General features: G+C 72.2%; 26 protein-coding genes. 20 read left to right on the top strand and 6 right to left on the bottom strand.

The window, feature by feature from the left end; genetic code table 11:
* Positions 1–129: 129 nt before the first annotated feature.
* Entirely contained in the window at positions 130–387 is a 258-nt protein-coding gene (locus tag O7602_RS17900; RefSeq protein WP_281583778.1) for a hypothetical protein, read from the bottom strand.
* The gene (locus tag O7602_RS17895; protein WP_281583777.1) at positions 384–668 is read right to left on the bottom strand and encodes a hypothetical protein; all 285 of its coding nucleotides are present in this window, start codon (positions 666–668) and stop codon (positions 384–386) included. Before O7602_RS17895 ends, O7602_RS17900 begins: the two co-directional genes overlap by 4 nt.
* A gap of 197 nt (positions 669–865) precedes the next feature.
* On the opposite strand from O7602_RS17895, the gene O7602_RS17890 reads away from it, so the two are divergent.
* The 5 genes from O7602_RS17890 (at position 866) to O7602_RS17870 (ending at position 2,971) form a co-directional block, all read left to right on the top strand.
* A complete protein-coding gene (locus O7602_RS17890) occupies positions 866–1,663 on the top strand; it encodes a helix-turn-helix transcriptional regulator (protein WP_281590373.1) in 798 nt (265 codons plus the stop codon).
* Complete coding sequence (locus O7602_RS17885) at positions 1,654–1,851, top strand: DUF397 domain-containing protein (RefSeq protein WP_281583776.1); 198 nt, start codon at positions 1,654–1,656, stop codon at positions 1,849–1,851. Before O7602_RS17890 ends, O7602_RS17885 begins: the two co-directional genes overlap by 10 nt.
* Before the next feature lie 92 nt (positions 1,852–1,943).
* Positions 1,944–2,162 carry a type II toxin-antitoxin system VapB family antitoxin gene (locus O7602_RS17880; RefSeq protein WP_281583775.1) on the top strand — a complete coding sequence of 73 codons (219 nt, stop codon included), beginning with the start codon at positions 1,944–1,946 and terminating at the stop codon, positions 2,160–2,162.
* Positions 2,158–2,352: a DUF397 domain-containing protein gene (locus O7602_RS17875; protein WP_281590371.1), complete on the top strand. Its 195-nt coding sequence runs from the start codon at positions 2,158–2,160 to the stop codon at positions 2,350–2,352. Before O7602_RS17880 ends, O7602_RS17875 begins: the two co-directional genes overlap by 5 nt.
* Before the next feature lie 58 nt (positions 2,353–2,410).
* Positions 2,411–2,971, top strand: a complete 561-nt coding sequence (locus tag O7602_RS17870; protein WP_281583774.1) for a GNAT family protein — start codon at positions 2,411–2,413, stop codon at positions 2,969–2,971.
* A gap of 68 nt (positions 2,972–3,039) precedes the next feature.
* On the opposite strand, the gene O7602_RS17865 is transcribed toward O7602_RS17870, so the two are convergent.
* Together O7602_RS17865 and O7602_RS17860 are read right to left on the bottom strand one after the other, a co-directional pair.
* The gene (locus O7602_RS17865) at positions 3,040–3,984 is read right to left on the bottom strand and encodes a permease prefix domain 1-containing protein (protein ID WP_281583773.1); all 945 of its coding nucleotides are present in this window, start codon (positions 3,982–3,984) and stop codon (positions 3,040–3,042) included.
* Complete coding sequence (locus O7602_RS17860) at positions 3,981–4,322, bottom strand: PadR family transcriptional regulator (protein WP_281583772.1); 342 nt, start codon at positions 4,320–4,322, stop codon at positions 3,981–3,983. Before O7602_RS17860 ends, O7602_RS17865 begins: the two co-directional genes overlap by 4 nt.
* Positions 4,323–4,507: 185 nt before the next feature.
* On the opposite strand from O7602_RS17860, the gene dnaE reads away from it, so the two are divergent.
* The 8 genes from dnaE (at position 4,508) to O7602_RS17820 (ending at position 16,195) form a co-directional block, all read left to right on the top strand.
* On the top strand, positions 4,508–8,041 hold the full coding sequence (gene dnaE / locus O7602_RS17855; RefSeq protein WP_281583771.1) for a DNA polymerase III subunit alpha: 3,534 nt from the start codon (positions 4,508–4,510) through the stop codon (positions 8,039–8,041).
* A 38-nt stretch (positions 8,042–8,079) separates the two neighbouring features.
* On the top strand, positions 8,080–8,976 hold the full coding sequence (locus O7602_RS17850) for a hypothetical protein (RefSeq protein ID WP_281583770.1): 897 nt from the start codon (positions 8,080–8,082) through the stop codon (positions 8,974–8,976).
* Between the two features lie 369 nt (positions 8,977–9,345).
* Positions 9,346–10,383: an aminotransferase class V-fold PLP-dependent enzyme gene (locus O7602_RS17845; RefSeq protein WP_281583769.1), complete on the top strand. Its 1,038-nt coding sequence runs from the start codon at positions 9,346–9,348 to the stop codon at positions 10,381–10,383.
* Positions 10,384–10,607: 224 nt separating this feature from the next.
* Positions 10,608–11,924, top strand: coding sequence for a glycosyltransferase 87 family protein (locus O7602_RS17840; RefSeq protein ID WP_281583768.1), 1,317 nt, complete (start codon positions 10,608–10,610; stop codon positions 11,922–11,924).
* A 53-nt stretch (positions 11,925–11,977) separates the two neighbouring features.
* Positions 11,978–13,129 (top strand): acyltransferase, encoded by a 1,152-nt coding sequence (locus tag O7602_RS17835; protein ID WP_281583767.1) that lies wholly within the window; start codon positions 11,978–11,980, stop codon positions 13,127–13,129.
* Between the two features lie 98 nt (positions 13,130–13,227).
* On the top strand, positions 13,228–13,854 hold the full coding sequence (locus O7602_RS17830) for a transcriptional regulator (protein ID WP_281583766.1): 627 nt from the start codon (positions 13,228–13,230) through the stop codon (positions 13,852–13,854).
* Positions 13,855–14,009: 155 nt separating this feature from the next.
* The gene (locus O7602_RS17825) at positions 14,010–15,575 is read left to right on the top strand and encodes an MFS transporter (protein WP_281583765.1); all 1,566 of its coding nucleotides are present in this window, start codon (positions 14,010–14,012) and stop codon (positions 15,573–15,575) included.
* An 11-nt stretch (positions 15,576–15,586) separates the two neighbouring features.
* A complete protein-coding gene (locus O7602_RS17820) occupies positions 15,587–16,195 on the top strand; it encodes a TetR/AcrR family transcriptional regulator (RefSeq protein WP_281583764.1) in 609 nt (202 codons plus the stop codon).
* Between the two features lie 110 nt (positions 16,196–16,305).
* On the opposite strand, the gene O7602_RS17815 is transcribed toward O7602_RS17820, so the two are convergent.
* Both O7602_RS17815 and O7602_RS17810 read right to left on the bottom strand, forming a co-directional pair.
* Positions 16,306–18,225, bottom strand: a complete 1,920-nt coding sequence (locus O7602_RS17815) for a helix-turn-helix domain-containing protein (RefSeq protein ID WP_281583763.1) — start codon at positions 18,223–18,225, stop codon at positions 16,306–16,308.
* 14 nt (positions 18,226–18,239) lie between these two features.
* Positions 18,240–19,022 carry a 3-hydroxybutyrate dehydrogenase gene (locus O7602_RS17810; RefSeq protein ID WP_281583762.1) on the bottom strand — a complete coding sequence of 261 codons (783 nt, stop codon included), beginning with the start codon at positions 19,020–19,022 and terminating at the stop codon, positions 18,240–18,242.
* 183 nt (positions 19,023–19,205) lie between these two features.
* Between O7602_RS17810 and ruvC the strand changes: the two genes are divergently transcribed.
* From ruvC to O7602_RS17775, 7 genes are all read left to right on the top strand, one after another.
* Positions 19,206–19,736 (top strand): crossover junction endodeoxyribonuclease RuvC, encoded by a 531-nt coding sequence (ruvC, locus tag O7602_RS17805; protein ID WP_281583761.1) that lies wholly within the window; start codon positions 19,206–19,208, stop codon positions 19,734–19,736.
* A complete protein-coding gene (ruvA, locus tag O7602_RS17800; RefSeq protein WP_281583760.1) occupies positions 19,733–20,335 on the top strand; it encodes a Holliday junction branch migration protein RuvA in 603 nt (200 codons plus the stop codon). The genes ruvC and ruvA overlap by 4 nt, the downstream gene beginning before the upstream one ends.
* A 34-nt stretch (positions 20,336–20,369) precedes the next feature.
* On the top strand, positions 20,370–21,434 hold the full coding sequence (ruvB, locus tag O7602_RS17795) for a Holliday junction branch migration DNA helicase RuvB (RefSeq protein WP_281583759.1): 1,065 nt from the start codon (positions 20,370–20,372) through the stop codon (positions 21,432–21,434).
* A 138-nt stretch (positions 21,435–21,572) separates the two neighbouring features.
* The gene (gene yajC / locus O7602_RS17790) at positions 21,573–21,917 is read left to right on the top strand and encodes a preprotein translocase subunit YajC (RefSeq protein WP_281583758.1); all 345 of its coding nucleotides are present in this window, start codon (positions 21,573–21,575) and stop codon (positions 21,915–21,917) included.
* 224 nt (positions 21,918–22,141) lie between these two features.
* Positions 22,142–24,067 (top strand): protein translocase subunit SecD, encoded by a 1,926-nt coding sequence (secD, locus tag O7602_RS17785; protein ID WP_281583757.1) that lies wholly within the window; start codon positions 22,142–22,144, stop codon positions 24,065–24,067.
* A 1-nt stretch (position 24,068) separates the two neighbouring features.
* Positions 24,069–25,250, top strand: a complete 1,182-nt coding sequence (gene secF / locus O7602_RS17780; protein ID WP_281583756.1) for a protein translocase subunit SecF — start codon at positions 24,069–24,071, stop codon at positions 25,248–25,250.
* A gap of 97 nt (positions 25,251–25,347) precedes the next feature.
* Positions 25,348–25,914, top strand: coding sequence for an adenine phosphoribosyltransferase (locus O7602_RS17775; protein ID WP_281583755.1), 567 nt, complete (start codon positions 25,348–25,350; stop codon positions 25,912–25,914).
* The last annotated feature ends 71 nt before the right edge of the window (positions 25,915–25,985 follow it).

Genomic DNA, 25,985 nt, shown 5'->3' with positions numbered 1-25,985 from the left:
GCGCCGGCTTCCGCCGCATGACCCCCGTGCGCCGGCTTCCGGCGCGCACGACCCCCGTGCGCCGGCTTCCGGCGCATGATCGACACCAGTTCGGCGTAGTTGCGGTATCCCAGTCCCGGGATACCGCCACTACGGCGTAGTGGCGCGGGCCCTTGCCCGGGCCGGCGGACGGGCGGGCGACAGCCGCCGCAAGCCCGCCGGCCGGACGAAAATGGTCCGCCGCGCGACGGCGTCCCCGGCGGCGTTCACCTCGTAGCCGTCAAGCCAGGCCCACCCGTCGTACGTGGTCCAGTCGAGCGGCCGGATGACCCGGAACATGATCGGCCGGACGAACTGGACCGAGGCGGCCCGGGTGACGTGGAGCAGGTCCCCGGATCGCGGCGTCATCCGCGCTTCCGGTCCCGCCACGCCCGGAGCGTCGCCACGGCCCGGACGAGCCGCTCGCACCCGCCGTCGGGTCGGCACCTGGGACACACGGCCCGGTGGTGAAGGTCGATCACGTAGCCGGCCAGGATGACCGCGAACGGCGGCTCGGGTTGCCGCCGCTCCGCCCCCGTCACGACGCACTCCGCGTGGTCGCCGTAGGCGCCACCCTGATGGCCGTACGCCGGACGCTCCACCACGTCGACGGGCTCATCCTGCCGCTGGAACCACTTCCACCGACCCATGTCCACCTCCGAAAAGGACTGCTGATGCCGGCCGTCGACCTTCACTGTCGGTACCGTGTGTGAAACTCTGCGTTGTGAATGCCGGGCCGCAGAAGCGATCAGGCCCTTGTGGAGCGACGGCGGCGGGAAGCATCTCCGCTGGCGAGAGTGGTGAGGAAAAGGTGCGGCGGGTTGGAGGAGGTTTGGGGACCGTGACCATGACGGCGGCGGAGATCCTGCTTGACGAGTTGCGTCGCTCGCGAACCACGCGGGGCCTCAACCAGGAGGAGTTCGGCCGGTTGATCAGCTACTCCGGCACGCACGTCAGCGCGGTGGAGACGGGCAGCAGACCGCCCACGACGGACTACGCGGCGGCGATAGACAGGGCGTTGCGGACCGGTGGCATCTTCGGTCGGTTGCTCGACCGGCTCTCGGTCCTGGACATGGCTCCGCCCTGGCTTCGGGAATGGATCAGCGTCGAGGAGCAGGCGACGGCTCTGCGTTGGTACGAACCCGCCTTCGTGCCCGGACTACTGCAGACCGAGGCGTACGCGCGAGCAATCCTGCACGCGGGCGGGCAACTCACCGTCGAGCAGATGGACCAGCGGGTCCGCTCCCGCATCGAGCGGCAGGCGATCCTCAACCAGGAGAACCCGCCGCGCCTCGTGGCGGTGCTCGACGCGGCCGTCCTGCGCCGGACCGCGAACGACGACCGCGCGATCATGCGGGAACAGTTGGCACACCTCGCTGCGGCGGCTGAGCTACCGCACGTTCGAATACATGTCGTGCCCGAAGAGACAGGTCTCTATCCTGGGCTGCAAGGCGGCTTCATCCTGGCGAGCATGCCGGATGACTCCACCCTCGGCCACATCGACAACCAGGTCCGTTCGGAGACGGTCAGCGGCGCGGCCGAGATTGCTACGCTCGAACGCACCTGGGAGATCGTCGTCCGGGACGCCCTGCCCCGGAAGCTTTCTCTGGCGCTGATCAAGGAAGCGGCACTGACATGGACATGACAACCGCCCGGTGGCGTACGTCGACGAAGTCGGGGACCAACGGCGGAAATTGCGTCGAGGTGGCCGACAACCTCCCGGGTGCCGTTGTCGTCCGGGACAGCAAAGACCAGCGCGGTCCCGTGCTGGTCTTCGAGCCGGACGCCTGGCAGGCGTTCGTCTCTCACTCGAAGACAGCCGCGACCCGCTGACGCCGGCTGCTGCGCGCCCATGCCGCTGGCGACCTCGCCGTGGTCCGTGACTATCCGGGCTGTCCGGAGGTTATCTCTTGGGGGTGTCGGTAGTGGCCAAGATACTGCTTGATCTCGACGAGGATCTTCTTGAGGAAGCGACTGTCGCGCTCGGCACCCGGACCAAGCAGGAGACCGTGACGGAGGCACTTCGGCAGGCTGTGAAATCCAGCCGTGAGCGGCGGCGGCGCGCACTGGCAGACCTTCAGGAAGTTTGTGGAGGCAACGGTTTCCACTTCGATCAGCGGATCAAGGAGAGGCACCGTGATTGATCTGACGGAAGCGACCTGGCGCACGAGCACCAGGAGCAGTGCGCAGGGCAACTGTGTGGAGGTCGCCGACAACCTCCCCGGTGTGGTGGCGGTCCGGGACAGCAAGGATCGGCAGGGTCCCGCCTTGGCCTTCACTCCGGAGGCGTGGTCCGCGTTCCTCACCGTCGCCGGAACGCAGGCGACCCGCTGACGCGAGGCCCGGCGAAACCGGGCTGACCGGGGCGCTGACGTGCCCGTACCCTGCCGGAGTGCTCGTACCCGATCTGCCGCTGCGCACGGACCGCCTGTTGCTGCGCGCCTTCACCGCCGACGACCTCGCCGTGGTCCGGGACTACCGGGGCCGTCCGGAGGTCACCCGTTTTCTCTACCACGAGCCCTACGACGACGCTGCCGCGCGGGCGGCGATCGACCGGCTGGTGCGGCGCACCGCGCTGCGCGCGCCGGGTGACGTGCTCAACCTGGCCGTCACCCTGGCGGACACCGGTGTGGTCGTGGGCGACGTGCTGCTGACCTGGACCAGCCGGGAGCACCGGCAGGGCGAGATCGGGTACGTGGCCCACCCGGAGCACACCGGGCGGGGGTACGTCACCGAGGCGGCCCGGGAGCTGCTGCGGCTGGGCTTCGACGGGCTGGGCCTGCACCGGATGGTCGGTCGCCTGGACGCCCGCAACGTCGCGTCGGCCCGGGTGCTGGAGCGGTTGGGCATGCGGCGGGAGGCGCACCTGCGGGAGAACGAGTTCGTCAAGGGGGAGTGGACCGACGAGGTCGTCTACGCCCTGCTGGCGCGGGAGTGGCGGGCGGCGGCCTGAGCGCCGCCACCCGCCGTACCCGTGGTCCCGGTCCGGTGCCCCCGTGTGCGCCGGACCGGGACCGGGTCTCATCGGGTGGCGCGTAGCGCCTTCACCGCGCTCTCGGCCACGTCCCAGATCGCGATGAGGACGATGACCGCGGCGGTGACCCGGGCGATGTCGTCCGCGCCGCCGTCGCGGAGCCAGGCGAAGTGGTCGATCAGCTCGGGGTTGAGCAGCCGGTCGGTGAGCAGCAGCCAGACGACCGGCCCGGCGAAGGCCAGGTTGAGCAGCACGTTGACCGCCACCAGCGGCCAGGTCCAGCGCCGGGCCCGCCACTTCGCGACCTCCAGGCCGATGTTGGCGACCAGCACCGCGATCAGGGCCGGGAGCCAGAAGCTCCACAGTGCCGGGTCGAGCACCGGCATCCGGGAGCCGTCGTCGGTGCTCCAGCGCTGGAAGTGCTGCCCGACGAGGACCGCGATGGTGAAGAGCAGGAAGACGATCGAGGCGCAGCTGTCCGGCTGACTGATCTGCCGGTCGCGGGTCTCCTCGGGGAGCTGGTCGACGGTCCATTCGGGCAGGCCGAGCGGCGTCTGGGCGCGCTCCAGCACGGCGAAGGAGAGCGTGACCCAGAACGCGATCTGCACCGCGGCCTGCAACGCGGCCTCGATCGCGGTCCCGATGGCCGCGCCCGGCTCGTCCCCGACCGTGGCCTTGACGACGCCGGCGATCACGCCGACGGTCGCCGGGATGTAGGTGAGCAGCAGCCGCAGCAGCCGCCACCAGAGCAGGTAGTAGCGCGGGCCGATGAGCTGGAGCGTGCGGTCGCTGTAGCGGGCGGCGAGCACCTCGGGGCGACCCATTTCGGTGAGCACCTCGCGTTCGGCGGAGGCGTGGTCCTGCCCGCCGGCGGTCCGGTCGTCGATCATGTCGGCGATGGCGGCGCGCAACTCCTCGGCCAACTCGTCGCGGCGCTGCGCCGGCACGGTCCGCAGGGTGGCCGCCACGTAGCGGTCGGTCAGGGAACTCATCGCCCCACTCCTTCGATCAGCTCGGTGACGGACGTCCGCACCGCGGTCAGGTCGTCAAGGAGGCGGTTCAGCACCGTCTCGCCGTCGTCGCTGGTGCGGTAGAACTTGCGCGGCCGGCTCTCCTCGGTGTTCCACTCGCTTGTCAGCAGCCCCTGGTCCTCCAGGCGGCGCAGCAGCGGGTAGAGCGTGTTGGCGTCGACCGCGAAGCCGTGCGCGGCCAGCCGTTGCAGCAGGGCGTAGCCGTAGTCGGGGCGGCGCAGGGCGACCAGGCTGGCGACCACGATCGTGCCGCGCCGCAACTCCTGGAGATGCGTTCGGAGAACCTCGTCGCTGACCATGCGTCACACGATAGTGTGTGCCACACACCATTGCAAGAGAGCACAGCATCGTGCGTCACACACACAACCCTCCGCAGAGACGCCGACCACCCTCGGCGCGGACGGTGGAGCCGGTGAGATCACCTCGGTAGGGTGGGTCGGTCGGCTCCGACGCAGCTTGATCCACAACCCGGGGGGCGCCACGCATGGGCGATTCGTTCGCGCATCTGCACGTACACACCGAGTATTCGATGCTCGACGGCGCGGCCCGGCTCAAGGACCTCTTCGCCGAGGTGAGCCGGCAGGAGATGCCGGCGGTGGCGATGACCGACCACGGCAACATGCACGGCGCGAACGACTTCTACAAGCAGGCGATGGCGGCCGGGGTCAAGCCGGTCATCGGCATCGAGGCGTACGTCGCGCCCGAGTCCCGGCACCACAAGAAGCGCGTCCGGTGGGGCCGCCCGGAGCAGAAGAGCGACGACGTCTCCGGCAGCGGCGGCTACACGCACATGACGATCTGGGCGGCGAACAAGGTCGGCCTGCACAACCTGTTCACGCTGACCAGCAAGTCGTACACCGAGGGCTTCTTCGTCAAGTGGCCGCGGATGGACGCCGACATCCTCGCCGAGAACGCGTCCGGGCTGATGGCGACCACCGGCTGCCCGTCGGGCGAGGTGCAGACCCGGCTGCGCCTCGGCCAGTTCGACGAGGCGTTGAAGGCGGCGGCCAGATACCAGGACATCTTCGGGAAGGACAACTACTTCCTGGAGATCATGGACCACGGCATCCCGATCGAGCACCGGGTGCGCAAGGAGCTGCTGGAGATCGGCCAGAAGCTGGGCATCCCGCCGGTGGTCACGAACGACTCGCACTACACCCACGAAGCGCAGGCCGAGGCGCACGACGTCCTGCTCTGCGTGCAGACGGCGGCGAACGTGTCCGACCCGAACCGGTTCCGGTTCGACGGCAGCGGCTACTACATCAAGTCGGCCGACGAGATGCGCGCGGTCGACAACTCCGACGCCTGGCTGGAGGGCTGCCGCAACACGCTGCTGGTGGCGGAGAAGGTCGACCCGACCGGGATGTTCACCTTCCACAACCTGATGCCGCGGTTCCCGGTCCCCGAGGGCGAGACCGAGGAGTCCTGGTTCCGCCGGGAGACGTTCGCCGGGCTCAAGCGCCGCTTCCCGAACGGCATCCCGGAGGGCCACGTCGTCCAGGCGGAGTACGAGCTGGGCGTCATCATCCAGATGGGCTTCCCGTCCTACTTCCTCGTGGTCGCCGACTTCATCCAGTGGGCCAAGAGCCAGGGCATCGCGGTCGGACCGGGTCGCGGCTCGGCGGCCGGCTCGCTCGTCGCGTACGCGCTGGGCATCACCGACCTGGACCCGATCCCGCACGGGCTGATCTTCGAGCGGTTCCTCAACCCCGAGCGCGTCTCGATGCCGGATGTCGACATCGACTTCGACGAGCGTCGGCGCGGCGAGGTCATCAAGTACGTGACCGACAAGTGGGGCGAGGACAAGGTCGCGCAGATCGCCACGTTCGGCACGATCAAGGCGAAGGCCGCGATCAAGGACTCGGCCCGGGTGCTGGGTTTCCCGTACGCGGTCGGCGACCGGATCACCAAGGCCATGCCGCCGGCGGTGATGGGCAAGGACATCCCGCTGTCCGGCATCTTCGACCCGAAGCACCCGCGCTACGCCGAGGCCGGCGAGATCCGGGGCCTCTACGACTCCGACCCGGACGTCAAGAAGGTCATCGAGACCGCCAAGGGCATCGAGGGGCTGATCCGGCAGACCGGCGTGCACGCGGCCGGCGTGATCATGTCCGCCGAGCCGATCATCGAGCACATCCCGCTGATGCGGCGCGACGCCGACGGCGTCATCATCACGCAGTTCGACTACCCGACGTGCGAGTCGCTCGGGCTGCTGAAGATGGACTTCCTCGGCCTGCGCAACCTGACCATCATCGACGACGCGGTGAAGAACATCGGGCTCAACCACGGCACCGAGTTGGACCTGCTCGCCCTGCCGCTCGACGACAAGCCCGCGTACGACCTGCTCGCCCGCGGCGACACGCTCGGCGTGTTCCAGCTCGACGGCGGGCCGATGCGCTCGCTGCTGCGGATGATGAAGCCGGACAACTTCGAGGACATCTCGGCAGTGCTGGCGCTCTACCGGCCCGGCCCGATGGGCGTCGACTCGCACACCAACTACGCGCTGCGTAAGAACGGGCTCCAGGAGATCACCCCGATCCACCCGGCGCTCGAGGAGCCGCTGCGCGAGATCCTCGCCCCCACCTACGGCCTGATCGTCTACCAGGAGCAGGTGCAGCGCGCCGCGCAGATCCTCGCCGGCTACACGCTCGGCCAGGCCGACCTGCTGCGCCGGGCGATGGGCAAGAAGAAGAAGGAGATCCTGGACAAGGAGTTCGTCCCGTTCCGGGACGGCTGCCGCGCGAACGGCTACCCCGACGACGCCATCCAGGCCGTGTGGGACGTCCTGGTGCCGTTCGCCGGCTACGCGTTCAACAAGGCCCACTCCGCCGCGTACGGGCTGGTCTCCTACTGGACCGCCTACCTCAAGGCGCACTACCCGGCGGAATACATGGCGGCGCTGCTCACCTCCGTCGGCGACGACAAGGACAAGATGGCGCTCTACCTGTCCGAGTGCCGCCGGATGCGGATCCAGGTCCTCCCGCCGGACGTGAACACCTCCGCCGGCCCGTTCACCCCGGTCGGCAAGGAGATCCGCTTCGGCCTCGGCGCGGTGCGCAACGTCGGCGCGAACGTGGTCGCGTCGATCATGCGGTGCCGCGACGAGAAGGGCGAGTACGCCGACTTCTACGACTTCCTGTCCAAGGTCGACGCGGTGGCCTGCAACAAGAAGACGATCGAATCGCTGATCAAGGCCGGCGCGTTCGACTCGCTCGGCCACCCGCGCAAGGGCCTGCTCGCGGTGCACGCCGACGCCATCGACGCGTACGCCGACGTCAAGCGCAAGGAGGCGGTCGGCCAGTACGACCTCTTCGGCGCCGGCTTCGGTGACACCGACGCCGGCGGCAGCACCACGGTCATGCCGGTCATCGGCGAGGGGGAGTGGGACAAGCGCGACAAGCTGGCGTTCGAGCGCGAGATGCTCGGCCTGTACGTCTCCGACCACCCGCTGTTCGGCCTGGAGCACGTGCTCGGCGCGGCGGCCGACACCACCATCGCCGCGCTGTCGGAGGAGGGCACCGTGCCCGACGGCGCGGTGGTCACGCTCGCCGGCATCCTCTCCGGCGTGCAACGCCGGGTCACCAAGCAGGGCCGGGCCTGGGCCTCGGCCACCCTGGAGGACCTCGCCGGCGGGGTGGAGACGCTGTTCTTCCCCAACACCTACGAGGTGATCGGGCAGTACATCGCCGAGGACGCGATCGTCGTGGTGAAGGGCCGGGTGGACCGCCGCGACGACACCCCCCGCATCATGGCGATGGACATGTCCATGCCGGACGTGACGAGCAACCCGGCCAACAAGCCGGTCACGCTCACCATCCCGGTGCACCGCTGCACCCCGCCGCTCGTCGAACGGCTCAAGGAGACCCTGGTGCTGCACCCCGGCGACACCGAGGTGCACGTCAAGCTGCTCAACGGCGGCAAGACCACCACGCTGCGGCTCGGCCCGTTCCGGGTCGCCGCGACCACCGCGCTGATGGGCGACCTGAAGAGCGTCCTGGGCCCGGCCAACGTGAGCTGACCGTGCGGCCCGGTCGGTGATCGGGCAGCATCGCGAGGATGCCGCCCGATCACCTGCTGCACGTCCGTGACCTGGTCCCCGACGCGCTGGCCTGCCTGCGGGCATGCCGGTCCGCGCCGGCCGACAGTTGGCCCCAGCGGTGGCGATCCGGCTACCTGGCCCGGCACCCCGGCGTTTTCCGGGTGCTCGACCGCGACGGCGACTGGTCCGACCCGGCCGACGTGACCGCCGCCGTGGCCGGGCTCCGCGACCGGGTCGCCGACCTGGCCGCACGCGCCGAGGCGGTACGCGACCTGCTGCCCGCCGGCGTCGCGGACGCGGCCGGCGCGCTCGGCTGGTCCGGCGAGGGCGGACCGGTCGAGTGCGTGGTGCTCGTCGGGCTGCACCGCGCCAACGGCTGGGCCGACGACCTGGGCGGCCGGTTCGCGCTCTTCCTCGCCGTGGAACGCCTCGGCCCGCCGGACGACGACGGGCTGCTGGTGCGGCACGAGGTCGCGCACGTGGTGCACGACCGGCGGGCCGGGATCCGCGACTGGCCGCCGCACGGGGTGGCGAACCAGCTCTTCGCCGAAGGGCTGGCCACCCAGGTCACCGCCGAACTCGATCCCGGTCGCCCGCTGGAGGCGTACCTCTGGTTCGGCCGGCCCGACCAGCGGTGGTGGCTCGACGAGTGCCGCCGCCGCTGGCCGGAGATCCTGGGCCGGGTGCGCGCCGACCTCGACGCGACCGACCCGGACCGCCACGCGGCGTACTTCCTCATGCGGGACTCGCCGCTGCGCGGCGACCTGCCCCGGCGCTGCGGCTACCTGGTCGGCATGGCGGCGGTGCGGCGGTTGCGGGACCGGCACGGCCTGCCCGAACTGGCCGGCTGGCCGTTGTCCCGGGTCCGGGCGGAGATGGCGACGGCGCTCGCGGACCTGCCCGCGCCCGACTGAGCCGGCACGGAGATGGCGACGACGCTCGCGGACCTGCCCGCGCCCGACTGAGCCGGCCCGGTCGGTAGGTACGCGACCTCCGGTGGTCTTCCTGCGGTCCGATGTGGTCCGGCGCGTTTCGGTCCTGCCTCCTCCCGGCCGCGCCCGGAGACCGTGCCTCGACGCGCCACTACGCCGAGGCGGCGGTATCCGGCCCATGATCGACTCCATTACGCCGAGGTGGCGGTATCCGGGCCGTCCGATACCGCCATCTCGCCGAGGTGGTGTGGATCACGCGCGGTGGTGCGGTGGGAACGGCGGGAGGGCGGTGGGCCACGGGGGTGGGATTGGCGGTCCACGAAGACCGGCGACTCCGGCTAGCGTCGGCGCATGGAGTTGGAGCAGGCACAGAAGTTGTGGCAGCCGGAGCCGGGTTGGTTGAACACCGCCACCTACGGGTTGCCGCCCGACCCGGTGTGGGATGCCGTGCAGCAGGTGCTCGCCGAATGGCGCACCGGTGGGGTGTCGTTCGAGGTGTGGGACACCTCGGTCGACCGGTCCCGGGCCGCGTTCGCCCGGCTGGTCGGCGTCGACGCCGCCGACGTGAGCATCGGCGCAACCGTGTCGCAGATGGCCGCGCCGATCGCGGCGGCGCTGCCACCCGGCGCCACGGTGGTGGTGCCGGAGGGCGAGTTCACCTCGATCCTCTTCCCCTGGCTGGTGCAGGAGGAGCGGGGCGTGCGGGTGCGCACCGTCCCGCTGGCCGGGCTTGTCGACGCGATCGACGCCGGCACCGACGTGGTGGCGTTCAGCGTGGTGCAGTCCGCCGACGGCACGGTCGCGGCGTACGACGAGATCGTCGCGGCGGCCCGGGCGCACGGCGCGCTCGTGGTGGTCGACGCCACCCAGGCGTGCGGCTGGCTGCCGTTCGCGGCGGACCGGGCGGACGCGGTGCTGGTCGGGGCGTACAAGTGGTTGATGGCGCCGCGCGGCTCGGCCTTCGCCTACCTGGCGCCGGCGCTGCGCGAGCGGATGCGCCCGGACGCCGCCGGCTGGTACGCCGGCCAGGACCCGCACGCCTCCTACTACGGCACGCCGATGCGGTTGGCCGACGACGCCCGGCGGTTCGACATCTCCCCGTCCTGGCTGTGCTACGCCGGTGCGGCCCCGGTGCTGGAGCTGCTCGCCGACCTGGACCTGGCGGAGGTGCGCGACCACGACGTGGCGCTTGCCAACCGCTTCCTGACCGGGTTGGGCCGCCCGCCCGGTGACAGCGCGATCGTCACCGTCGAGGTGGCGGGCGCGCAGGAGAAACTGGCCCGGGCCGGGGTGCGGGCGGCGGTCCGGGCCGGTCGGGTGCGCGCCTCGTTCCACCTCTACACCACCGAGGCGGACGTCGACCTGGCCCTGAACGCGCTGACCGGCTGATCAGGCCGGGTGGCCGCCGATCTTCGGGTGACCGCGCAGCAGATCCCGGGAGACGACCCCGCTCGTCAGCGGCACGGTGCCGCTGTCCGAGGCGCCCGCGGCGCTGGGGCGGCTGGCGCGGCGGGGGCGCCCGCCGGGTGGTCACCTTCCCGGACCGAGGCCGTCCGCAGCGGCCGAACGGCGGTACCCCGCGCCGTCCGGCCTAGGCTACGATCCAAGCCACTATGATCATCCAGCGTATCCGCCGGCTGGCCACCGAGACCCCACCCGATCGCCCGGCGCCGCCGCAGGTCACCCTCCCGAACTGGATGCTCGTTCCGGGCCTGGTGGCGCTTGTGGGGTCAGTCGCGGCATACGCCGCGTTCGTGCGCGCCCATCCGCTGATCAAAATCGACTTCAGGATGTACCTGGGCGCCGCGCACGCCTTCCTGGACGGCGAGCCGGTCTACCAGCTCGGCTACACCTCGCTCAATCTGCCCTACACCTACCCGCCGGTGACGCTGCCGTTCATCACGCCGCTGACCTGGCTCGACCCCCGCACGGCCCTGTACGGGTGGAACGCCCTGGGGCTGCTGGCCATGCTCGGCGCGCTCTATCTCACCACCGGCATGCTCGGTCACCGTGGGGTCCGCGGCCGGTTGGGCCTGGCCGCCGCGGCGCTCGCCCTGCTGCTCTGGACCGAGCCGCTGCAACGCAACCTCAGCCTCGGCCAGATCAACATCTTCGTGCTGCTGCTGGTCGTGGCGGACCTCTCCCGGCCGGACCGGAGCCGGTTCAAGGGCATCGGCGTGGGCGCGGCCACCGCGGTCAAGCTGCTGCCCGGCCTGTTCGTGGTCTACCTGCTGCTGACCCGGCGGATCCGGGCGGCCGTCGTGGCGTCGGCCACCTTCGCCGGGCTCACCCTGCTGGGCGTGATCATCCAGCCGGGCGGCTCGTACGACTACTGGCTCACCGGCCGGGCGTTCGACTCCAGCCGGGTGCTGATGACGCTGGGCCCGCGCTACGGCGGCAACCAGTCTCTCCAGGGCGCCGTCGCCCGCGTGCTCGACATCAACGAGCCGAACAACATCTGGTGGCTGATCTCCGTCGTCGTGGTCGCGGTGGCCGCGCTCTCCCTGGCCGTCGCGCTCCAGCGGCAGGGTGAGGAGACCATGGCGATGGTCGTGGTGGGCCTGACCATGCTCGTCGTCTCGCCGGTGAGTTGGTCGCACTACTGGCTCTGGATCGGCCCGATGGTGCTGGTGCTCGTCGACGTGGTGCGACGTGCCGGTGGTGCGGCGCGCGTGCTCGCCGGCGTGGTCGCGGTGGCGGCCGTGCTGCCGTACCTCATGTGGCCGGGGCGCATCCGCACCGGTGAGGTCATCCCGCTCGGCCTGATCTGGAAGTCGGGCAAGTTGGAGGGTGCGGCGCAGGCGCTGGCACTCGATGCCTACGTCGGCTCCACACTGGTACTCTTCGCGCTCGCCGGGCTCTGGCTGTGGCACCGGCGACGCGCCGCGGAGCGGCCGGCGTCGATCTTGCCGGAGCGCGTACCGGCATGAGCCGGCCCGTCGAACCGGCCACCCCCCACCACCCCCCTCCCCAGGAGACGTCGATGACGCAGGCGACGGACCACCGCCTCGCACCGGTTTCAGCGCCGGATCCGGCCCACCCCGGCCCGCCTGTCGAACCGGCCGTCCCGGCGCCCGCCGCCGAGACGCCCGCCCCGCGCCGGCCGCGGCTGCTGGTCCTGGACGGGCTGCGCCTCGGCGCGGCGGTCATGGTGGTCGCGTACCACCTCGTCGGGGACAAGCTCGGCGCGTGGCAGGACCCGTCGGCGGGGGCGATCTTCGGGCCGGTGCACGCCGTGGCCAAGTACGGCTTCCTCGGCGTGCAGCTGTTCTTCATCATCAGCGGCTTCGTGATCTGCATGAGCGCGTGGGGCCGCACGGTCGGCGACTTCTTCGTCTCCCGGGTGGTGCGGCTCTACCCGGCGTACTGGTTCGCGGTCCTGTTGGCCACCGGGGTGCTCCTGCTGGTGCCGCGGGAGGGCCGACCCGAACCGCGTCAGGTGCTGGGCAACCTGACGATGATGCAGGACTTCCTCGGCATCGGTCACCTCGACCTGTCCTACTGGACGCTCACCGTCGAGATGATCTTCTACCTGCTCTTCGCGATCCTGGTCGCCCGTGGGCTGAGCTACCGCGGCGTGGTCGCCTTCTGTGCCCTCTGGACCATCGGCTCGCTCGTCGTACCGAAGTTCGGCAACACGTGGCTCATCCAGGTGACCGCCGCGAACCACTCCAGCTACTTCATCGCCGGCGTCGCGCTCTACCTCATCCACCGCTTCGGCCCGAACCTGCTGCTCTGGTCCATCGTCGGGCTCTCCGGCCTGGTCGCGCTCACCCGCCTGCCCGGCCTCGCCCGGGCCCGCGAGGTCGGCTACCTGCCGTCCGCTGTGATCGTCGTGTTCTTCCTCGCCCTCATGGCGGCCGTCGCCCTCGGCCGGTTCGGCTGGGTCCGCTGGTCCTGGGTGGCCACGGCGGGCGCGCTGACCTACCCGCTCTACCTCATCCACCAGACGCTCGGGATCGCGTTGATCCAGCGCGCCCAGGACCACCTGTCCCCGTGGCTGCTGATCGGTGCGGTCTTCGCCGGCCTGCTGCTCGCCGCGTGGCTGATCCACCGGTTCGTCGAGCGGCCGGTGGCGCGGTGGATGAAGCCGCGGCTGACCGCCGCCGTACGCCAGGCCCGCGAGGCCCGCTGACCCGACGGGCCGGTGCATCCAGACCGCCCCGTTCCGACGAACCCTCCCGGTAGAGACCGTCTACCGGGAGGGTTCGTCTGGTGGGGAGGACCGGGCCGATGCCGGCCGAGGCCGTCGAGGACGCGCGCAAGCGGCTCACGCTCGCCGCGGAGGACCTGGACGACGGCCGGGTCGCCGCGCTGATCGTGGAGGCGGCGGACCGGTGGGGCGTGACGCCGCTGTGGGAGCGGGTCTGCGCGCCCCTGCTCGGTGCGCTGCCCGGCCGCAGCGCCGCCGAGGTGGCCGTCGAACACGCCTTCGCCGAGGGCGTCCGCTGCGGTCTGGACGTGCTGGCGCGCGAGCCGGGTCCGGCGCGGCGGGCGGGTCGCGTCCTGCTCGCCGGGGCCGAGCAGGAGTCGCACTGCCTCGGCCTGCACGCGCTCGCGGCGGCCCTGCGCGAGCGCGGGTTGGACAGCGTGCACCTCGGCCCGGCCCTGCCCTGGACGGCGCTTGCCAGCGCCGTGCGCCGGGTCCGGCCGCGGGTGGTGGTGGTGTGGGCGCAGAGCCCGCTGACCGGCCGGTCCTACCGCCTGGTCCGGCTCGGGCGGGACACCCCCGGACTGCGTGTCCTCGCCGCCGGACCGGGCTGGATCGAGCCGTTCCCACCCGTTCCCGCCGCCCCGCGTCGCCTCACCACCCTCACCGAAGCCACCGCCGCCTGCCTGCAAGGAGGGGCCCCCGCTTAACGCTTCCGGTAGAGGCGGGGGCCCCGCTTAACGTGACCTGGCGCACAATCGATACGAACCGGTTCCGTATCGAAAATCGCTCGCCTACGCTCGGCATCGTTACGAGTCTGCCCCGTATCGAATTTGACACGGGTGAGCGGGGGGAGAACCCGACCATGGAACCGCACGAGAACACCGGACACCCGAGGAGGTGGGCGATCCTCGGGGTGCTGGTGATCAGCCTCCTCGTGGTCGTCCTCGACAACACCATCCTCAACGTCGCGCTGCGCACCCTCGCCGACCCGGTGCGCGGCCTCGGCGCCAGCCAGGGCGAGCTGGAGTGGGCGATCAACTCCTACACCCTCGTCTTCGCCGGCCTGCTGTTCACCTTCGGCGTGCTCGGCGACCGGTTCGGCCGCCGACGCTTCCTGATCCTCGGGCTGGCGCTGTTCGGCCTGGCCTCGTTGCTCTCCGCGTACGCGCAGGACCCGGCGCAGCTGATCGCCGCGCGGGCGCTGATGGGCGTCGGTGGCGCGGCCATCATGCCGGTCACGCTCTCGATCATCTCCAACGTCTTCGACCCCCGCGAGCGCGGCCGGGCGATCGGGGTCTGGGCCGGCGCGGTCGGTCTGGCCGTGGCCATCGGCCCGGTCCTCGGCGGCACGCTGCTGGAGCACTACTGGTGGGGCTCAGTGTTCCTGATCAACGTGCCGGTGGTGGCGGTCGGGGTGCTGCTGGTGGCGATCCTGGTCCCCGAGTCCCGCGACCCGTCCCCGGGCCGGGTGGACCTGCTCGGCGTGCTGCTCTCCGTGATCGGCCTGGTCGCGCTCACCTACGGCATCATCGACGGCGGCGAGCACGGCTTCGGCCGGCCGCAGGTCTGGGTCTCGATCGCCGGCGGCCTCGCGGCGCTCGGCTGGTTCGTCGCGCACGAGCTGCGCAGCGACCACCCGTCGCTCGATGTGCGGCTGTTCCGGGTGCCCCGGTTCGCCGCCCCGGTGGCCCTGGTCGGGCTGGTCTTCTTCGCCGCGATGGGGGTGATGTTCTTCGGCGCGTTCTACCTCCAACTGGTCCGTGGCTACAGCCCGCTGGAGAGCGGCCTGCTCTTCCTGCCCTTCGCGGCGGCCCAGCTCATCTTCGCCCCGCGCAGCGCCGCGATGGTCCGTCGCTACGGCGGCCGGGCGGTCGCGGCGGTCGGCCTGGCGCTCACCATCGTCGCGCTCGCCGCGTTCGTCTTCATCGACGCCGAGACGCCGATCTGGATCTTCTCGGCACTGGGCTTCCTCCAGGGCGCCGGTATGGCGAACATCATGCCGCCGGCCACCGAGTCAATCATGTCGGCGCTGCCCCGGGAGAAGGCCGGCGTGGGCTCGGCGGTCAGCAACACCGTCCGCCAGGTGGCCGGCGCGCTCGGCGTGGCGGTGCTCGGCTCGGTGCTCTCCGCGGTCTACCGCGACCAGGTCACCCCGGCGCTGTCCGCGTTGCCCGCCCCGGTCCGCGACGCGGCCCGGGAGTCGGTCTCCGGGGCGTACGGGGTCGCTGGCCAGGTCGGCCCGGCCGCGCCTCGGCTGATCGAGGCCGCGAACGACTCCTTCGTCTCCGCGATGCACTGGGCGGCCGGGGTCTCCGCGCTGGCGGCGGCGCTCGGCGTGGTGATCGTGGCGCGCTGGATGCCCGGCCGTCCGGCTCCCGCGCCCGAGGCCGCCCCGGCCGGCGAGCCGGAGTTGGCCGGAACCGCATAGGTTCGTGGACAATGTCTGACATGACTTCCACGGCGGATGCTCCGCGGTCGCCCGGGCGACCGCGGAGCACCCGCGCGGACGAGGCGATCGTGGAGGCCGCCCTCGACCTGCTGGCCGAGGGCAACTCCGTCGAGGCGCTCTCCATCGAGGCGATCGCGGCCCGGGCCGGGGTGGGTAAGGCCACCATCTACCGCCGCTGGCCGGGCAAGGAGGCGCTGCTTGTGGACGCGCTGGGCCGGCTCAAGGGCGCCCCGCCCCGCACCGGCGGGCACTCCGTCCGGGACGACCTGGTGCTGCTGGTCAGCGCCGTGGGCCAGCACGTCGACCCGCGGGTCCGCAAGATCATGCCCTGTCTGGTGCCCGAGGTGAACCGCAGCTCCGCGCACCGGGCGGCGTACGAGGCGATCATCGAGCCCCGGCGGCAGGCGATGCGCGAGGTGCTGCGCCGCGCGGTCGACAGCGGCGAGCTGCGCGCCGACATCGACATCGAGGTCGCCATGGCGCTGCTCACCGCGCCGATCCTGACCCAGCGGATGCTGCCCTGGCACCCCGAGTGGGACGAACGGATCCTGCCCGGGCGGATCGTGGACGCGGTCCTGGACGGCCTGCGCGCCCGCTGAGCCGACCAGCTCCCCGGCGCCGCCCGGGCCCGCCCGCGCCGGGCCCGCCCGGCCCGCACCCGGCGGCCCGGCCCGCCCGCGCCGGGCCCGCCCGGCCCGTACCCGGCGGCCTAGCCGGGCGGGACGCGCAGCCGGTGCAGGCGCAGGGCGAGCTGCACCTCAAGCGCCCGCTCCGGCTTCTGCCAGTCGACGCCCAGCAGCTGGCCGACCCGCTCCAGCCGCTGGGTCACGGTGTTGACGTGCACGTGCAACTGCTCGGCCGCCCGGGCCAGGCTGCCACCCACCCCGAAGTACGCCTCCAGCGTCTTCACCAGCGCGGTGCCCCGCCGGGCGTCGTAGTCGACCACCGGCCCCACCGTGGCGGTGAGGAACCGGCTCACGTCCCGGTCACCGGCGTCGCCGACCGCGCCCAGCAGCAACCCGACGAACCCCAGCTCCGCCGTGCTCGCCCCCTGCCCGGTCCGGCCCAACGCGCCGAGCGCGGTCAGGCAGCGCTCCGCCTCGGCGAACGTGACCGCGAGCGACGCCGGCCCGGTCGACGGTCCGCTCGCCCCGGCGGTCACCGGCCGGCCGGTCAACCGGGACAGGTCCCGGGCCACCGCGCGGGCCGCGCCGCCCGCGTCCCGCCCGGGCAGCATCAGCACCACCCGCCCGTCGCGCGCCGCCGCCAGCCCGCCCCGGGTCGAGGCGTACGTGGTGGCCCACGACAGGACCCGCTGCCGGGCCGAGCCGGTCTCGGCGAACGCGTCGTCACCGACCGCCACCAGCACGTGCGGGGCGTCCAGGTCCACCCCGATCCGCCGGGCCCGGCTGCGCAGCGCGTCGGTGTCCCGCACCGGCCGGGCGATCAGGTCGTCCAGCAGCTCGCCCCGGACCCGCCCCTCCGCCTCGGCCACGGTCCGGCGGAACAGCAGCAGCAACCCCGTCACCAGCGCGGCCCGCTCCAGTATCCGCTGGTCGGCGTCGACCAGCTCGTCGTCCGGGCGCAGCACCAGCGCACCCAGGTTCTCCGCGCCGGCCACCACCGCGGCGTACCAGAGCGGACCGCGGCGGACGCTGCGCCCCTCGGTGCGGGACGCGGCGATCGCCTCCACCATGTCCGCCCGGTCCGGCTCCTCGATCTCGCCCACCCGGGCCAGCCGCCGCCCCTCGGCGTCGAGCGCCAGCAGCGCCCCGCCGAGCACCTCGGTCACCGCCGCCGCCACGTCCTCCATGCCGCCGCCGCGGACCACGAGCGCGGTCATCCGGTCGTGCGCGGCGGCGGCCCGCTCCACCGAGCTGCTGTGCGCCCGGATCGTGCTGTTCGCCGCGGACAGCTCCGCCAGCGCCGCGCGGGTCTCGGCCAGCAGCCGGGCGGTGTCGATCGCCACCGCGGCGTGCGCACCCAGGGAGACCAGCAGCGACACCTCCTCCCGGGCGAACGGGCGGGCGGAGCGGTTGGCCGCGTAGAGCACGCCGATCACGCTGGAACCGAGCCGCAGCGGCACGCCGAGGATGGCCACCAGGCCCTCCTCGCCCACCCCGCCGTCGATCTCCCCGGTGTGCCGGAACCGCTCGTCCTCCTGGTAGTTCGAGGTGACGTACGGGGTGCCGGTCTGCGCGACGAGGCCGCCCAGCCCGTCACCCATCTCCAGCCGCAGCCGCTGGAACCGGGCCGAGATCGAGCCGTCGGTGACCCGCATGTACGTGTCGCCGCGTTCGTCGTCGTTGAGCGTCATGTAGGCCACGTCGGTGCCGAGCAGGATCCGCGCCCGGTGCACGATCGCGCGCAGCACGTCGTCCAGGTCGCGCAGGCCGGCCAGGTCGCTCGCGGTGTCGTACAGGCCGGACAGCTCGGTCTCCCGGCGACGCCGGCGCTCCAGCAGCGCCCGGACCCGCAGTGCCACCACCTTCGCCTGCTCCAGCTCGGCCAGCCGGTCGGCGGGCAGGCCGGCGGCGCGCGCGGCGACGAGCGGGCCCTCGAACTCGACCGCCGCGGCCTCGCGCGCCAGCAGCTCCAGGAACTCCACCGGCGACGACATGACCGACATTGTGCGCGGTGCCACTAGTTGGCCGTCCAGCCCCCGTCGAGGGCGATCGAGGCGCCGGTGAGGAACGCGGCGGGCGGCGCGCACAGGTACGCCACCAGCTCGGCCACCTCCTCCGGCTCGATCAGCCGCTTGATCGCCGCCCGGGCCAGCATGATCTTCTCCACCACCTCGTCCGCGCCGATGCCGTGACTGGCCGCCTGGTCGGCGATCTGGCTCTCCACGAGCGCGGTCCGCACGTACGCCGGGTTGATGCAGTTGGCCGTCACGCCGTGCCCGGCGCCCTCGAGCGCCACCACCTTGGACAGGCCCTCCAGGGCGTGCTTGGCCGAGACGTACGCCGCCTTGTACGGCGAGGCACGCAGCCCGTGCACGGAGGAGATGTTGACGATCCGGCCCCAGCCGTTCGCGTACATCCGGGGCAGCGCCCGGCGGATGAGCAGGAACGGCGCCTCCACCATCACCCGCTGGATGTACTCGAAGCGTTCCACCGGGAAGTCCTGCACCGGCGCGACGTGCTGCAACCCGGCGTTGTTCACCACGATGTCGGCATCGACGTCGAGCCGGTCCACCGCCTGCGGGTCGGCCAGGTCGATGCCCTCGGCCCGGCCGCCCGCCTCGGCGGCCACCGCCTTGGCCGCCTCCACGTTGCGGTCCAGCACCACCACCGCCGCGCCGGCCGCCGCCAACCGCAGGGCGCAGGCCCGCCCGATGCCGCTGCCACCGCCGGTCACCAGGGCGGTGCGACCGGAGAGGTCGACGTGTACGACGTGGGGGACCGCCACGGGTTCTGCCGTCATGGCGCAGAAGTTACGAGGCGTGTGGCCCCCGGGCACATGGGGCGTCGACACATACTCGACCGTTCCGGTGTGTGGTGCCGTGCGTCACCGACCGCCCCCCGGCGTGTCCGCTGGTCCGGCCGCGCGGTCACATCGGTAGGGTGTCGAACACACGTACTGCTGGCGGCTCGGGGAGGAGGCGGCGTGCGGGTGCTGGGCGTCGACCCGGGGCTGACCCGGTGCGGGGTCGGCGTGGTCGAGGGTGTGCCGGGCCGCCCCTGCACCCTGGTCGCCTACTACGTCGTCTACACCGATCCGGCCGACGAGCTGCCGATGCGCCTGCTGCACCTGGACCGTTCGCTCACCGACCTGGTCGCCGAGCACCGGCCGGACGCGGTGGCGGTGGAGCGCGTGTTCAGTCAGCACAACGTGCGTACCGTGATGGGCACCGCCCAGGCCAGCGGCGTGGCGGTGCTGGCCGGCGCGCGCGCCGGACTGCCGGTGACGACCTACACGCCCAGCGAGGTGAAGGCGGCGGTGACCGGTTCCGGTCAGGCCGACAAGAAGCAGATGACCGCCATGGTCACCCGGCTGCTGCGGTTGGCGGAGCCGCCGAGGCCGGCCGACGCCGCCGACGCGCTGGCGCTGGCCATCTGTCACGTCTGGCGCGGCGGCACCCGGTCCAAGCTGGCCGCCGCGGCCGACCAGGCCCGACGAGGAGGGGCGCGACGATGATCGCAAGTGTGCGCGGCACGGTGACCGCGACCGGTCCGGACCACGCTGTGGTGGAGGTGGGTGGCATCGGCCTCGCCGTGCAGTGCGCCCCCGGCACCATCGCCGACCTGCGGGTCGGCCAGCCGGCCCGGCTGGCGACCAGCCTGGTGGTCCGGGAGGACTCTCTCACCCTCTACGGCTTCGCCGACGACGACGCCAAGGCGCTGTTCGAGCTGCTCCAGACCGCGAGCGGGGTCGGCCCCCGGCTGGCCCAGGCCGTGCTCGCCGTGCACACCCCGGACGCGATCCGTAAGGCGATCGCCAACGCCGACCTCGCCGCGCTGACCCGGGTGCCGGGCATCGGCAAGAAGGGCGCCGAGCGGCTCGTGCTGGAGCTGCGGGACCGGGTCGGCCCGGTGGCGATCGGCCCGGACGGCGCGGGCGGCGTGACCGCCGGCGCGTGGCCGGAGCAGGTGCGTCAGGCGCTTGTCGGGCTCGGCTGGTCGGCCGCCCAGGCCGAGCAGGCGGTGGTCGCGGTCGCCGAGACCGTCGACGGCGAGACGCCGCCGGTGCCGGTTCTGCTCAAGCAGGCGATCCGCCTCCTGGGGCGCACCCGATGACCAGCGTGAGCCGGCCGGCGGGGGACGTGCGCGGATGAGCAACGACAACCTGGTCTCGGCGTACGTCAACGACACCGACCTGGACGCGGAGGCCAGCGTCCGGCCGAAGCGGCTCGCCGAGTTCATCGCCCAGGACCGGGTCCGCGACCAGCTCGACCTGCTGTTGCAGGGCGCGATGCGGCGCGGCTCCCCACCCGACCACATCCTGCTGTCGGGCCCACCCGGCCTCGGGAAGACCAGCCTGGCCAACATCGTCGCCGCCGAGCTGGGCACGGGCATCCGGGTGACCAGCGGGCCGGCGATCGAGCGCTCCGGCGACCTGGCCGCGATCCTGACCAGCCTGGCCGAGGGCGACGTGCTCTTCATCGACGAGATCCACCGGATCGCCAAGCCGGCCGAGGAACTGCTCTACAGCGCCATGGAGGATTTCCGGGTCGACGTGGTGGTGGGCAAGGGGCCGGGCGCCACCGCCATCCCGCTCGACGTGGAGCCGTTCACGCTCGTCGGCGCCACCACCCGTGCCGGCCTGCTGACCGGGCCGATGCGGGACCGGTTCGGCTTCGTCGCGCACCTCGACTTCTACTCGCCGGCCGACCTGGAGACGCTGCTGCACCGGTCCGCGCGGATCCTCGGCGTGCCGATCACGCCGGACGGCGCGGCCGAGATCGCCGGCCGGTCCCGGGGCACGCCGCGGATCGCCAACCGGCTGCTGCGCCGGGTCCGCGACTATGCCGAGGTTCGGGCCGACGGGGTGGTCACGGTGGAGACCGCCCGGTCCGCGCTCACCGTCTACGACGTGGACGCGCTCGGCCTGGACCGGCTCGACCGGGCGGTGCTGACCGCGCTCGTCGACTCGTTCCGGGGTGGCCCGGTCGGGGTCTCCACCCTGGCCGTGGCGGTGGGGGAGCAGCCGGACACGGTCGAGGAGGTCTGCGAGCCGTTCCTGGTCCGGGCCGGTCTGCTGGCGCGTACGCCCCGGGGCCGGGTGGCCACGGGGGCCGCCTGGCATCATCTCGGCCGGATTCCCCCGAATGGTACATTTGGCGCGGACACCCCTCCGGGGCCCGATCTGTTCTCGACCCAGATCGACCAGCCGTGATCCGTTCGTGATCTGTGTCGCGTTCGGTCTTCTCAGGAGCAGGGACTAGACTTCGCCGCGGTCTGTACAGGACGTGAGAATCCGCCTCCGCAGCGGCGCCCCCCGGGGCCGGCGGGGGCCAACCGGAAGGTCGACACCGTGCTTTACGCAGCAGCGAGTGGCGGGGGAGCCGGCGGTCTGACGCCGATCCTCATGATCGCTCTGCTCTTCGTCGTCATGTACTTCATGATGATCCGTCCGCAGCAGAAGCGCCGTCGCGAGGCGGAGCAGATGCAGTCCGCCCTCGCCCCCGGCGACGAGGTGGTCACCATCGGCGGCCTGCACGGCACGGTCACCGCGATCGAGGACGAGACGGTCCTGCTGGAGGTCGCGCCGGGCGTGCAGACCCGTTATGCCCGTCCCGCCATCGCCCGGGTGGTCAAGCGGGCCGAGGCGCCCGAGGCGGAGACGATCAGCGAGGAGACCGAACCGGTCAAGGAGTGACCATCGCCCCGAACGGGGCAGCGGAAACACCCCCCAGAAGTGGATAGTTGGGTCGGCGTCCGACGCCGGCACGCGGCCAGGCCCGCGCGATGCCCCCGCGTCGCGACCGGGTCGGCGTGCCGGTCACCGGCGCCGGCAAGCCGGAGCAGTCGGGCGGACACCCCCGGCCCGACAGTTGTCGCCGCCGTGGAAACGGCGCGACCGTACAGGGAGACAGGACAGCCGTGGCACCACCTCAGGGACAGATGCGCCCCGGACGGCAGCTCGCCGTGCTCGGGTTCATCTTCGTCGTCCTCTATCTTTTGGTGTTCTTCTCGGGTGGCGCCAGTGGTGGCTGGAAGGACCGGCTGGAGCCCCGGCTCGGCCTGGACCTCATCGGCGGCACCCGGCTGACGCTCGAGGCCACCAACACGGTCGACGGCAAGCCGCCGACCTCGGAAAACCTCGAAGAGGCGCGCCAGATCATCGAGAGCCGGGTCAACGGCTACGGCGTGGCCGAGGCGGAGGTGGTCACCGAGGGCAACCGCAACATCGTCATCTCCCTGCCCGGCGAGAACCGTGACCTGACCGACGTGGGCAGCGCCGCCGAGCTGCGCTTCCGCAAGGTGCTCAAGGCCACCGACGGCAGCGGCGCCGCCGCCGCGCCGCCACCGAGCCCCAGCGCCACCCCGGCCCCGTCCGGCAGCGCCCAGCCCTCGGGCAGCGCCACGCCGAAGCCGTCCGGCAGCGCGTCGCCGAAGCCGAGCAGCAGCGCCAAGGTCAGCGCGTCGCCGAGCGCCGGTGGGCAGGGCGGTATGGCCCCCGCGCCGAGCGCGAGCGCCACGCCGTCGGCCACGCCGAGCGCTGCCGCGCCGAGCCCGAGCGCCAGCGCCGAGCCGGTGCCGCAGAGCATCGAGCAGCAGCGCCAGGCCGTGCAGCAGAAGGTGGGCGCCGCCGCGTGGGCCGCCGCCTCGGGCCTCCAGGCCCCGGCCGACCTCGCCACCGACCCGTCGCTGGCGGACAAGCTCAAGCCGTTCGGCACGCTGACCCCGCAGGAGGTCGCGGTGCTGCCGGTGGAGATGCAGTTCAACGTCCCCACCATCACCTGCGCCCAGCTCGACAAGCGGCCGGCCGCCTCGATCAAGGACGAGAAGCAGAAGGCGGTGGCCTGCGAGTCCGGCGCGAAATACCTGCTCGACGTGGCCAAGGTGCTGGGCACCGACGTCAAGAACGCCTCCGCCCAGCTCGACCAGACCAGCTCCTGGGTGGTCAGCCTCAACTTCACCGGCAAGGGCCAGGAGAAGTGGACCGCGCTGACCCGTGAGTCGTTCAACAACGAGGGTCAGGCGTGCGACCAGACCGCGCTCGGCCAGGACGGCAAGTGCCGGGTCGCCGTGGTGCTGGACAACGAGATCGTCTCCTCGCCGGAGATCCAGGGCGTGCTCACCGGCGACTCGCAGATCACCGGCAGCTTCGACAGCAAGTCGGCGAACGCGCTCGCCAGCCAGCTGCGCTACGGCGCACTGCCGGTGACGTTCGTCCCGCAGGAGCAGCAGAACGTCACCGCGACGCTGGGCTCCAGCCACCTCCAGGCGGGTCTGCTGGCGGCCGGCATCGGCATGCTGCTCGTCATCATCTACTCGTTCTTCTACTACCGGCTGCTCGGCTCCGTCATCTTCCTCAGCCTGGTGCTCTCCGCGCTGCTGGTCTTCGGCGCGCTCGTGGTGCTCGGCCGGTCGATCGGGTTCACGCTCACGCTCGCCGGCATCGCCGGCATGATCGTCTCGCTCGGCGTGGCGGCGGACTCGTTCGTCATCTACTTCGAACGGCTCAAGGACGAGATCCGCGAGGGTCGCAGCCCACGTAGCGCGGTGCCGCGGGCCTGGGTCCGGGCCCGCCGGACGATCATCTCGGCGAACGCCATCACGCTGATGTCGGCCGTGGTGCTCTACATCGTGTCGGTCGGCACGGTGAAGGGCTTCGCCTTCGCGCTCGGCCTGGCGACCGTGCTGGACCTGGTCGTCGTGTTCCTCTTCCGTCACCCGATCATGACGATGTTCGCCCGCACCCGGGCGTTCCTGTCCCCGCGGGTGAGCGGTCTGGGCCGGGCGCTGCCGGCCCGGTCGGCCGAGTCGGGCACGGCCCGCAACCCGCGCGTCAAGGAGGCCTGAGATGGCTAAGAGTGGTCTGGCCGCCCGGCTCTACCGTGGCGAGGCCGATCTCAACATCGTCGGCAAGCGCAAGCTCTGGTTCGGTGTGGCCGGCGCGCTGGTGCTGATCGCCGTGCTGAGCTTCGCGCTCAACGGCTTCAAGCTCGGCATCGAGTTCGCCGGCGGCAACTCGTTCCAGGTGCCGGCCAGCGTCGGCACGCTGGACCGGGCCGAGCAGACCGTCGACGAGGCGCTGGCCGCCGAGGCCCCCGACGTGCAGGTGGTAACCGCGCAGAAGGTCGGCGGCACCAGCGGCGAATACTACGAGATGCGCACCGGGCAGCTCACCGCCGAGCAGGCCAACGCGGCCAAGACCGCCATGGCGGAGAAGTTCGGCATCCAGGCCGACCAGATCAGCGGCAGCCAGGTCTCCGAGGCGTGGGGCAGTCAGGTCACCTCGCGGGCGTTCCTCGGCCTGCTGATCTTCCTCGCCGTGGTGACGGTCTACCTGGTGCTGCGCTTCGAGTGGCGGATGGCGGTCGCCGCGATCATCTCGCTGCTCACCAACCTGGTCCTCACCTCCGGCATCTACTCGCTCGTCGGCTTCGAGGTCACCCCGTCGACGATCATCGGTTTCCTCACCATCCTGGGCTTCGCGCTCTACGACGTGGTGGTGGTCTTCGACAAGGTGCAGGAGAACACCCGCGGCATCACCGCGAACAACAACCTGACCTACGGCGAGGCGTCCAACCTGGCGCTCAACCAGAGCCTCATGCGGTCGCTGAACACCTCGGTGGTGGCGCTGCTCCCGGTCGGCGGCCTGCTGTTCATCGGTGCCGGCCTGCTCGGCGCGGGCACCCTGAAGGACCTGGGCCTGGTGCTCTTCGTCGGCATGGCGGTGGCGTTCCTCACCTCGATCCTGCTGGCCACCCCGCTGCTGGTGCTGCTGAAGAACCAGGACCCGCGGATCAGCGCGCACAACAAGCGGGTGCACGCCCGCCGGGCGGCCATCTCCCGGGGCGAGGTCACGCCGAAGGGCGCCCCGCGTCCCGCCCCGAGCGGCGACCAGCCGGTCGAGGCGGACGCGGCCCTGGCCGGCGCCGCGCCGAAGGTCGGCGCGCGCCCCAGCGGCAAGCGCCCCAGCGGCGCCCGGGGCGGCCGTCCCGGCGGGGGCAACCGGCCGGGTGGCGCGAAGCGCCGCTGACCGCCGGGCCGGGCAGAACCGACCGGACGGCGTCCGTCATGCTGTTGCCACCGCATGACGGACGCCGTCGTCGTTTCGAGAGGACATGGGACGCACCGTGACGGAGACCCACACCGCAGGCGTACGGGGAGACAGCGGCCCGGAGGCCGCCCAGCTGGTCGCCAGCCGGACGCTCGACGTGCCGGACTTCCCCAAGCCGGGGGTCATGTTCAAGGACCTGATGCCGCTGTTCGCCGACGGCGTGGCGTTCCGCGAGGTGATCGACGGGATCATCGCCTACCACGGGCCCGACTCGTTCGACGCCGTGGTGGGCATCGAGGCGCGCGGGTTCGTGCTGGCCGCGGCCGTCGCGTACGCCACCGGGGTCGGCGTGGTGCCGGTGCGCAAGGCCGGCAAGCTGCCCCGCGCGACCCATTCGGCTTCCTACGCGCTGGAGTACGGCGAGGCGACGCTCGAGGTCCACCAGGACGCGTTCACCGCCGGCCACCGGGTGCTGGTGCTCGACGACGTGCTCGCCACCGGCGGGACCGCCGAGGCCACGCTCGACCTGGTGGAGCGTGCCGGCGGCACCGTCTCCGGCTTCACCGTCCTGCTGGAGTTGGGCTTCCTCGGGGGCCGGGAGCGGCTGGCCCCGCGTCCGGTCCATGCCCTGTTGACCGTGTGACCCGCCGGCACCCGGTCGGTCCGCCGGCACGGGGCGTCCGGGGGAGCGGCGGCGCACCCTGCGTACCGGTA

Source organism: Micromonospora sp. WMMD1128, assembly GCF_027497235.1.
In the GTDB taxonomy this organism is placed as follows: domain Bacteria; phylum Actinomycetota; class Actinomycetes; order Mycobacteriales; family Micromonosporaceae; genus Micromonospora.
The sequence above is the reverse complement of the archived record's forward strand: the minus strand, read 5'-3'. Positions and strand labels throughout refer to the sequence as shown.

Bases quoted from the DNA above. Each gene is read 5' to 3' on its own strand.
- O7602_RS17900 (WP_281583778.1), bottom strand. From the start codon at position 387: ATGACGCCGCGATCCGGGGACCTGCTCCACGTCACCCGGGCCGCCTCG.
- O7602_RS17895 (WP_281583777.1), bottom strand. From the start codon at position 668: ATGGGTCGGTGGAAGTGGTTCCAGCGGCAGGATGAGCCCGTCGACGTG.
- O7602_RS17890 (WP_281590373.1), top strand. From the start codon at position 866: ATGACGGCGGCGGAGATCCTGCTTGACGAGTTGCGTCGCTCGCGAACC.
- O7602_RS17885 (WP_281583776.1), top strand. From the start codon at position 1,654: ATGGACATGACAACCGCCCGGTGGCGTACGTCGACGAAGTCGGGGACC.
- O7602_RS17865 (WP_281583773.1), bottom strand. From the start codon at position 3,984: ATGAGTTCCCTGACCGACCGCTACGTGGCGGCCACCCTGCGGACCGTG.
- O7602_RS17860 (WP_281583772.1), bottom strand. From the start codon at position 4,322: ATGGTCAGCGACGAGGTTCTCCGAACGCATCTCCAGGAGTTGCGGCGC.
- dnaE (WP_281583771.1), top strand. From the start codon at position 4,508: ATGGGCGATTCGTTCGCGCATCTGCACGTACACACCGAGTATTCGATG.
- O7602_RS17850 (WP_281583770.1), top strand. From the start codon at position 8,080: ATGCCGCCCGATCACCTGCTGCACGTCCGTGACCTGGTCCCCGACGCG.
- O7602_RS17845 (WP_281583769.1), top strand. From the start codon at position 9,346: ATGGAGTTGGAGCAGGCACAGAAGTTGTGGCAGCCGGAGCCGGGTTGG.
- O7602_RS17840 (WP_281583768.1), top strand. From the start codon at position 10,608: ATGATCATCCAGCGTATCCGCCGGCTGGCCACCGAGACCCCACCCGAT.
- O7602_RS17835 (WP_281583767.1), top strand. From the start codon at position 11,978: ATGACGCAGGCGACGGACCACCGCCTCGCACCGGTTTCAGCGCCGGAT.
- O7602_RS17830 (WP_281583766.1), top strand. From the start codon at position 13,228: ATGCCGGCCGAGGCCGTCGAGGACGCGCGCAAGCGGCTCACGCTCGCC.
- O7602_RS17825 (WP_281583765.1), top strand. From the start codon at position 14,010: ATGGAACCGCACGAGAACACCGGACACCCGAGGAGGTGGGCGATCCTC.
- O7602_RS17820 (WP_281583764.1), top strand. From the start codon at position 15,587: ATGTCTGACATGACTTCCACGGCGGATGCTCCGCGGTCGCCCGGGCGA.
- O7602_RS17815 (WP_281583763.1), bottom strand. From the start codon at position 18,225: ATGTCGGTCATGTCGTCGCCGGTGGAGTTCCTGGAGCTGCTGGCGCGC.
- O7602_RS17810 (WP_281583762.1), bottom strand. From the start codon at position 19,022: ATGACGGCAGAACCCGTGGCGGTCCCCCACGTCGTACACGTCGACCTC.
- ruvA (WP_281583760.1), top strand. From the start codon at position 19,733: ATGATCGCAAGTGTGCGCGGCACGGTGACCGCGACCGGTCCGGACCAC.
- ruvB (WP_281583759.1), top strand. From the start codon at position 20,370: ATGAGCAACGACAACCTGGTCTCGGCGTACGTCAACGACACCGACCTG.
- secF (WP_281583756.1), top strand. From the start codon at position 24,069: ATGGCTAAGAGTGGTCTGGCCGCCCGGCTCTACCGTGGCGAGGCCGAT.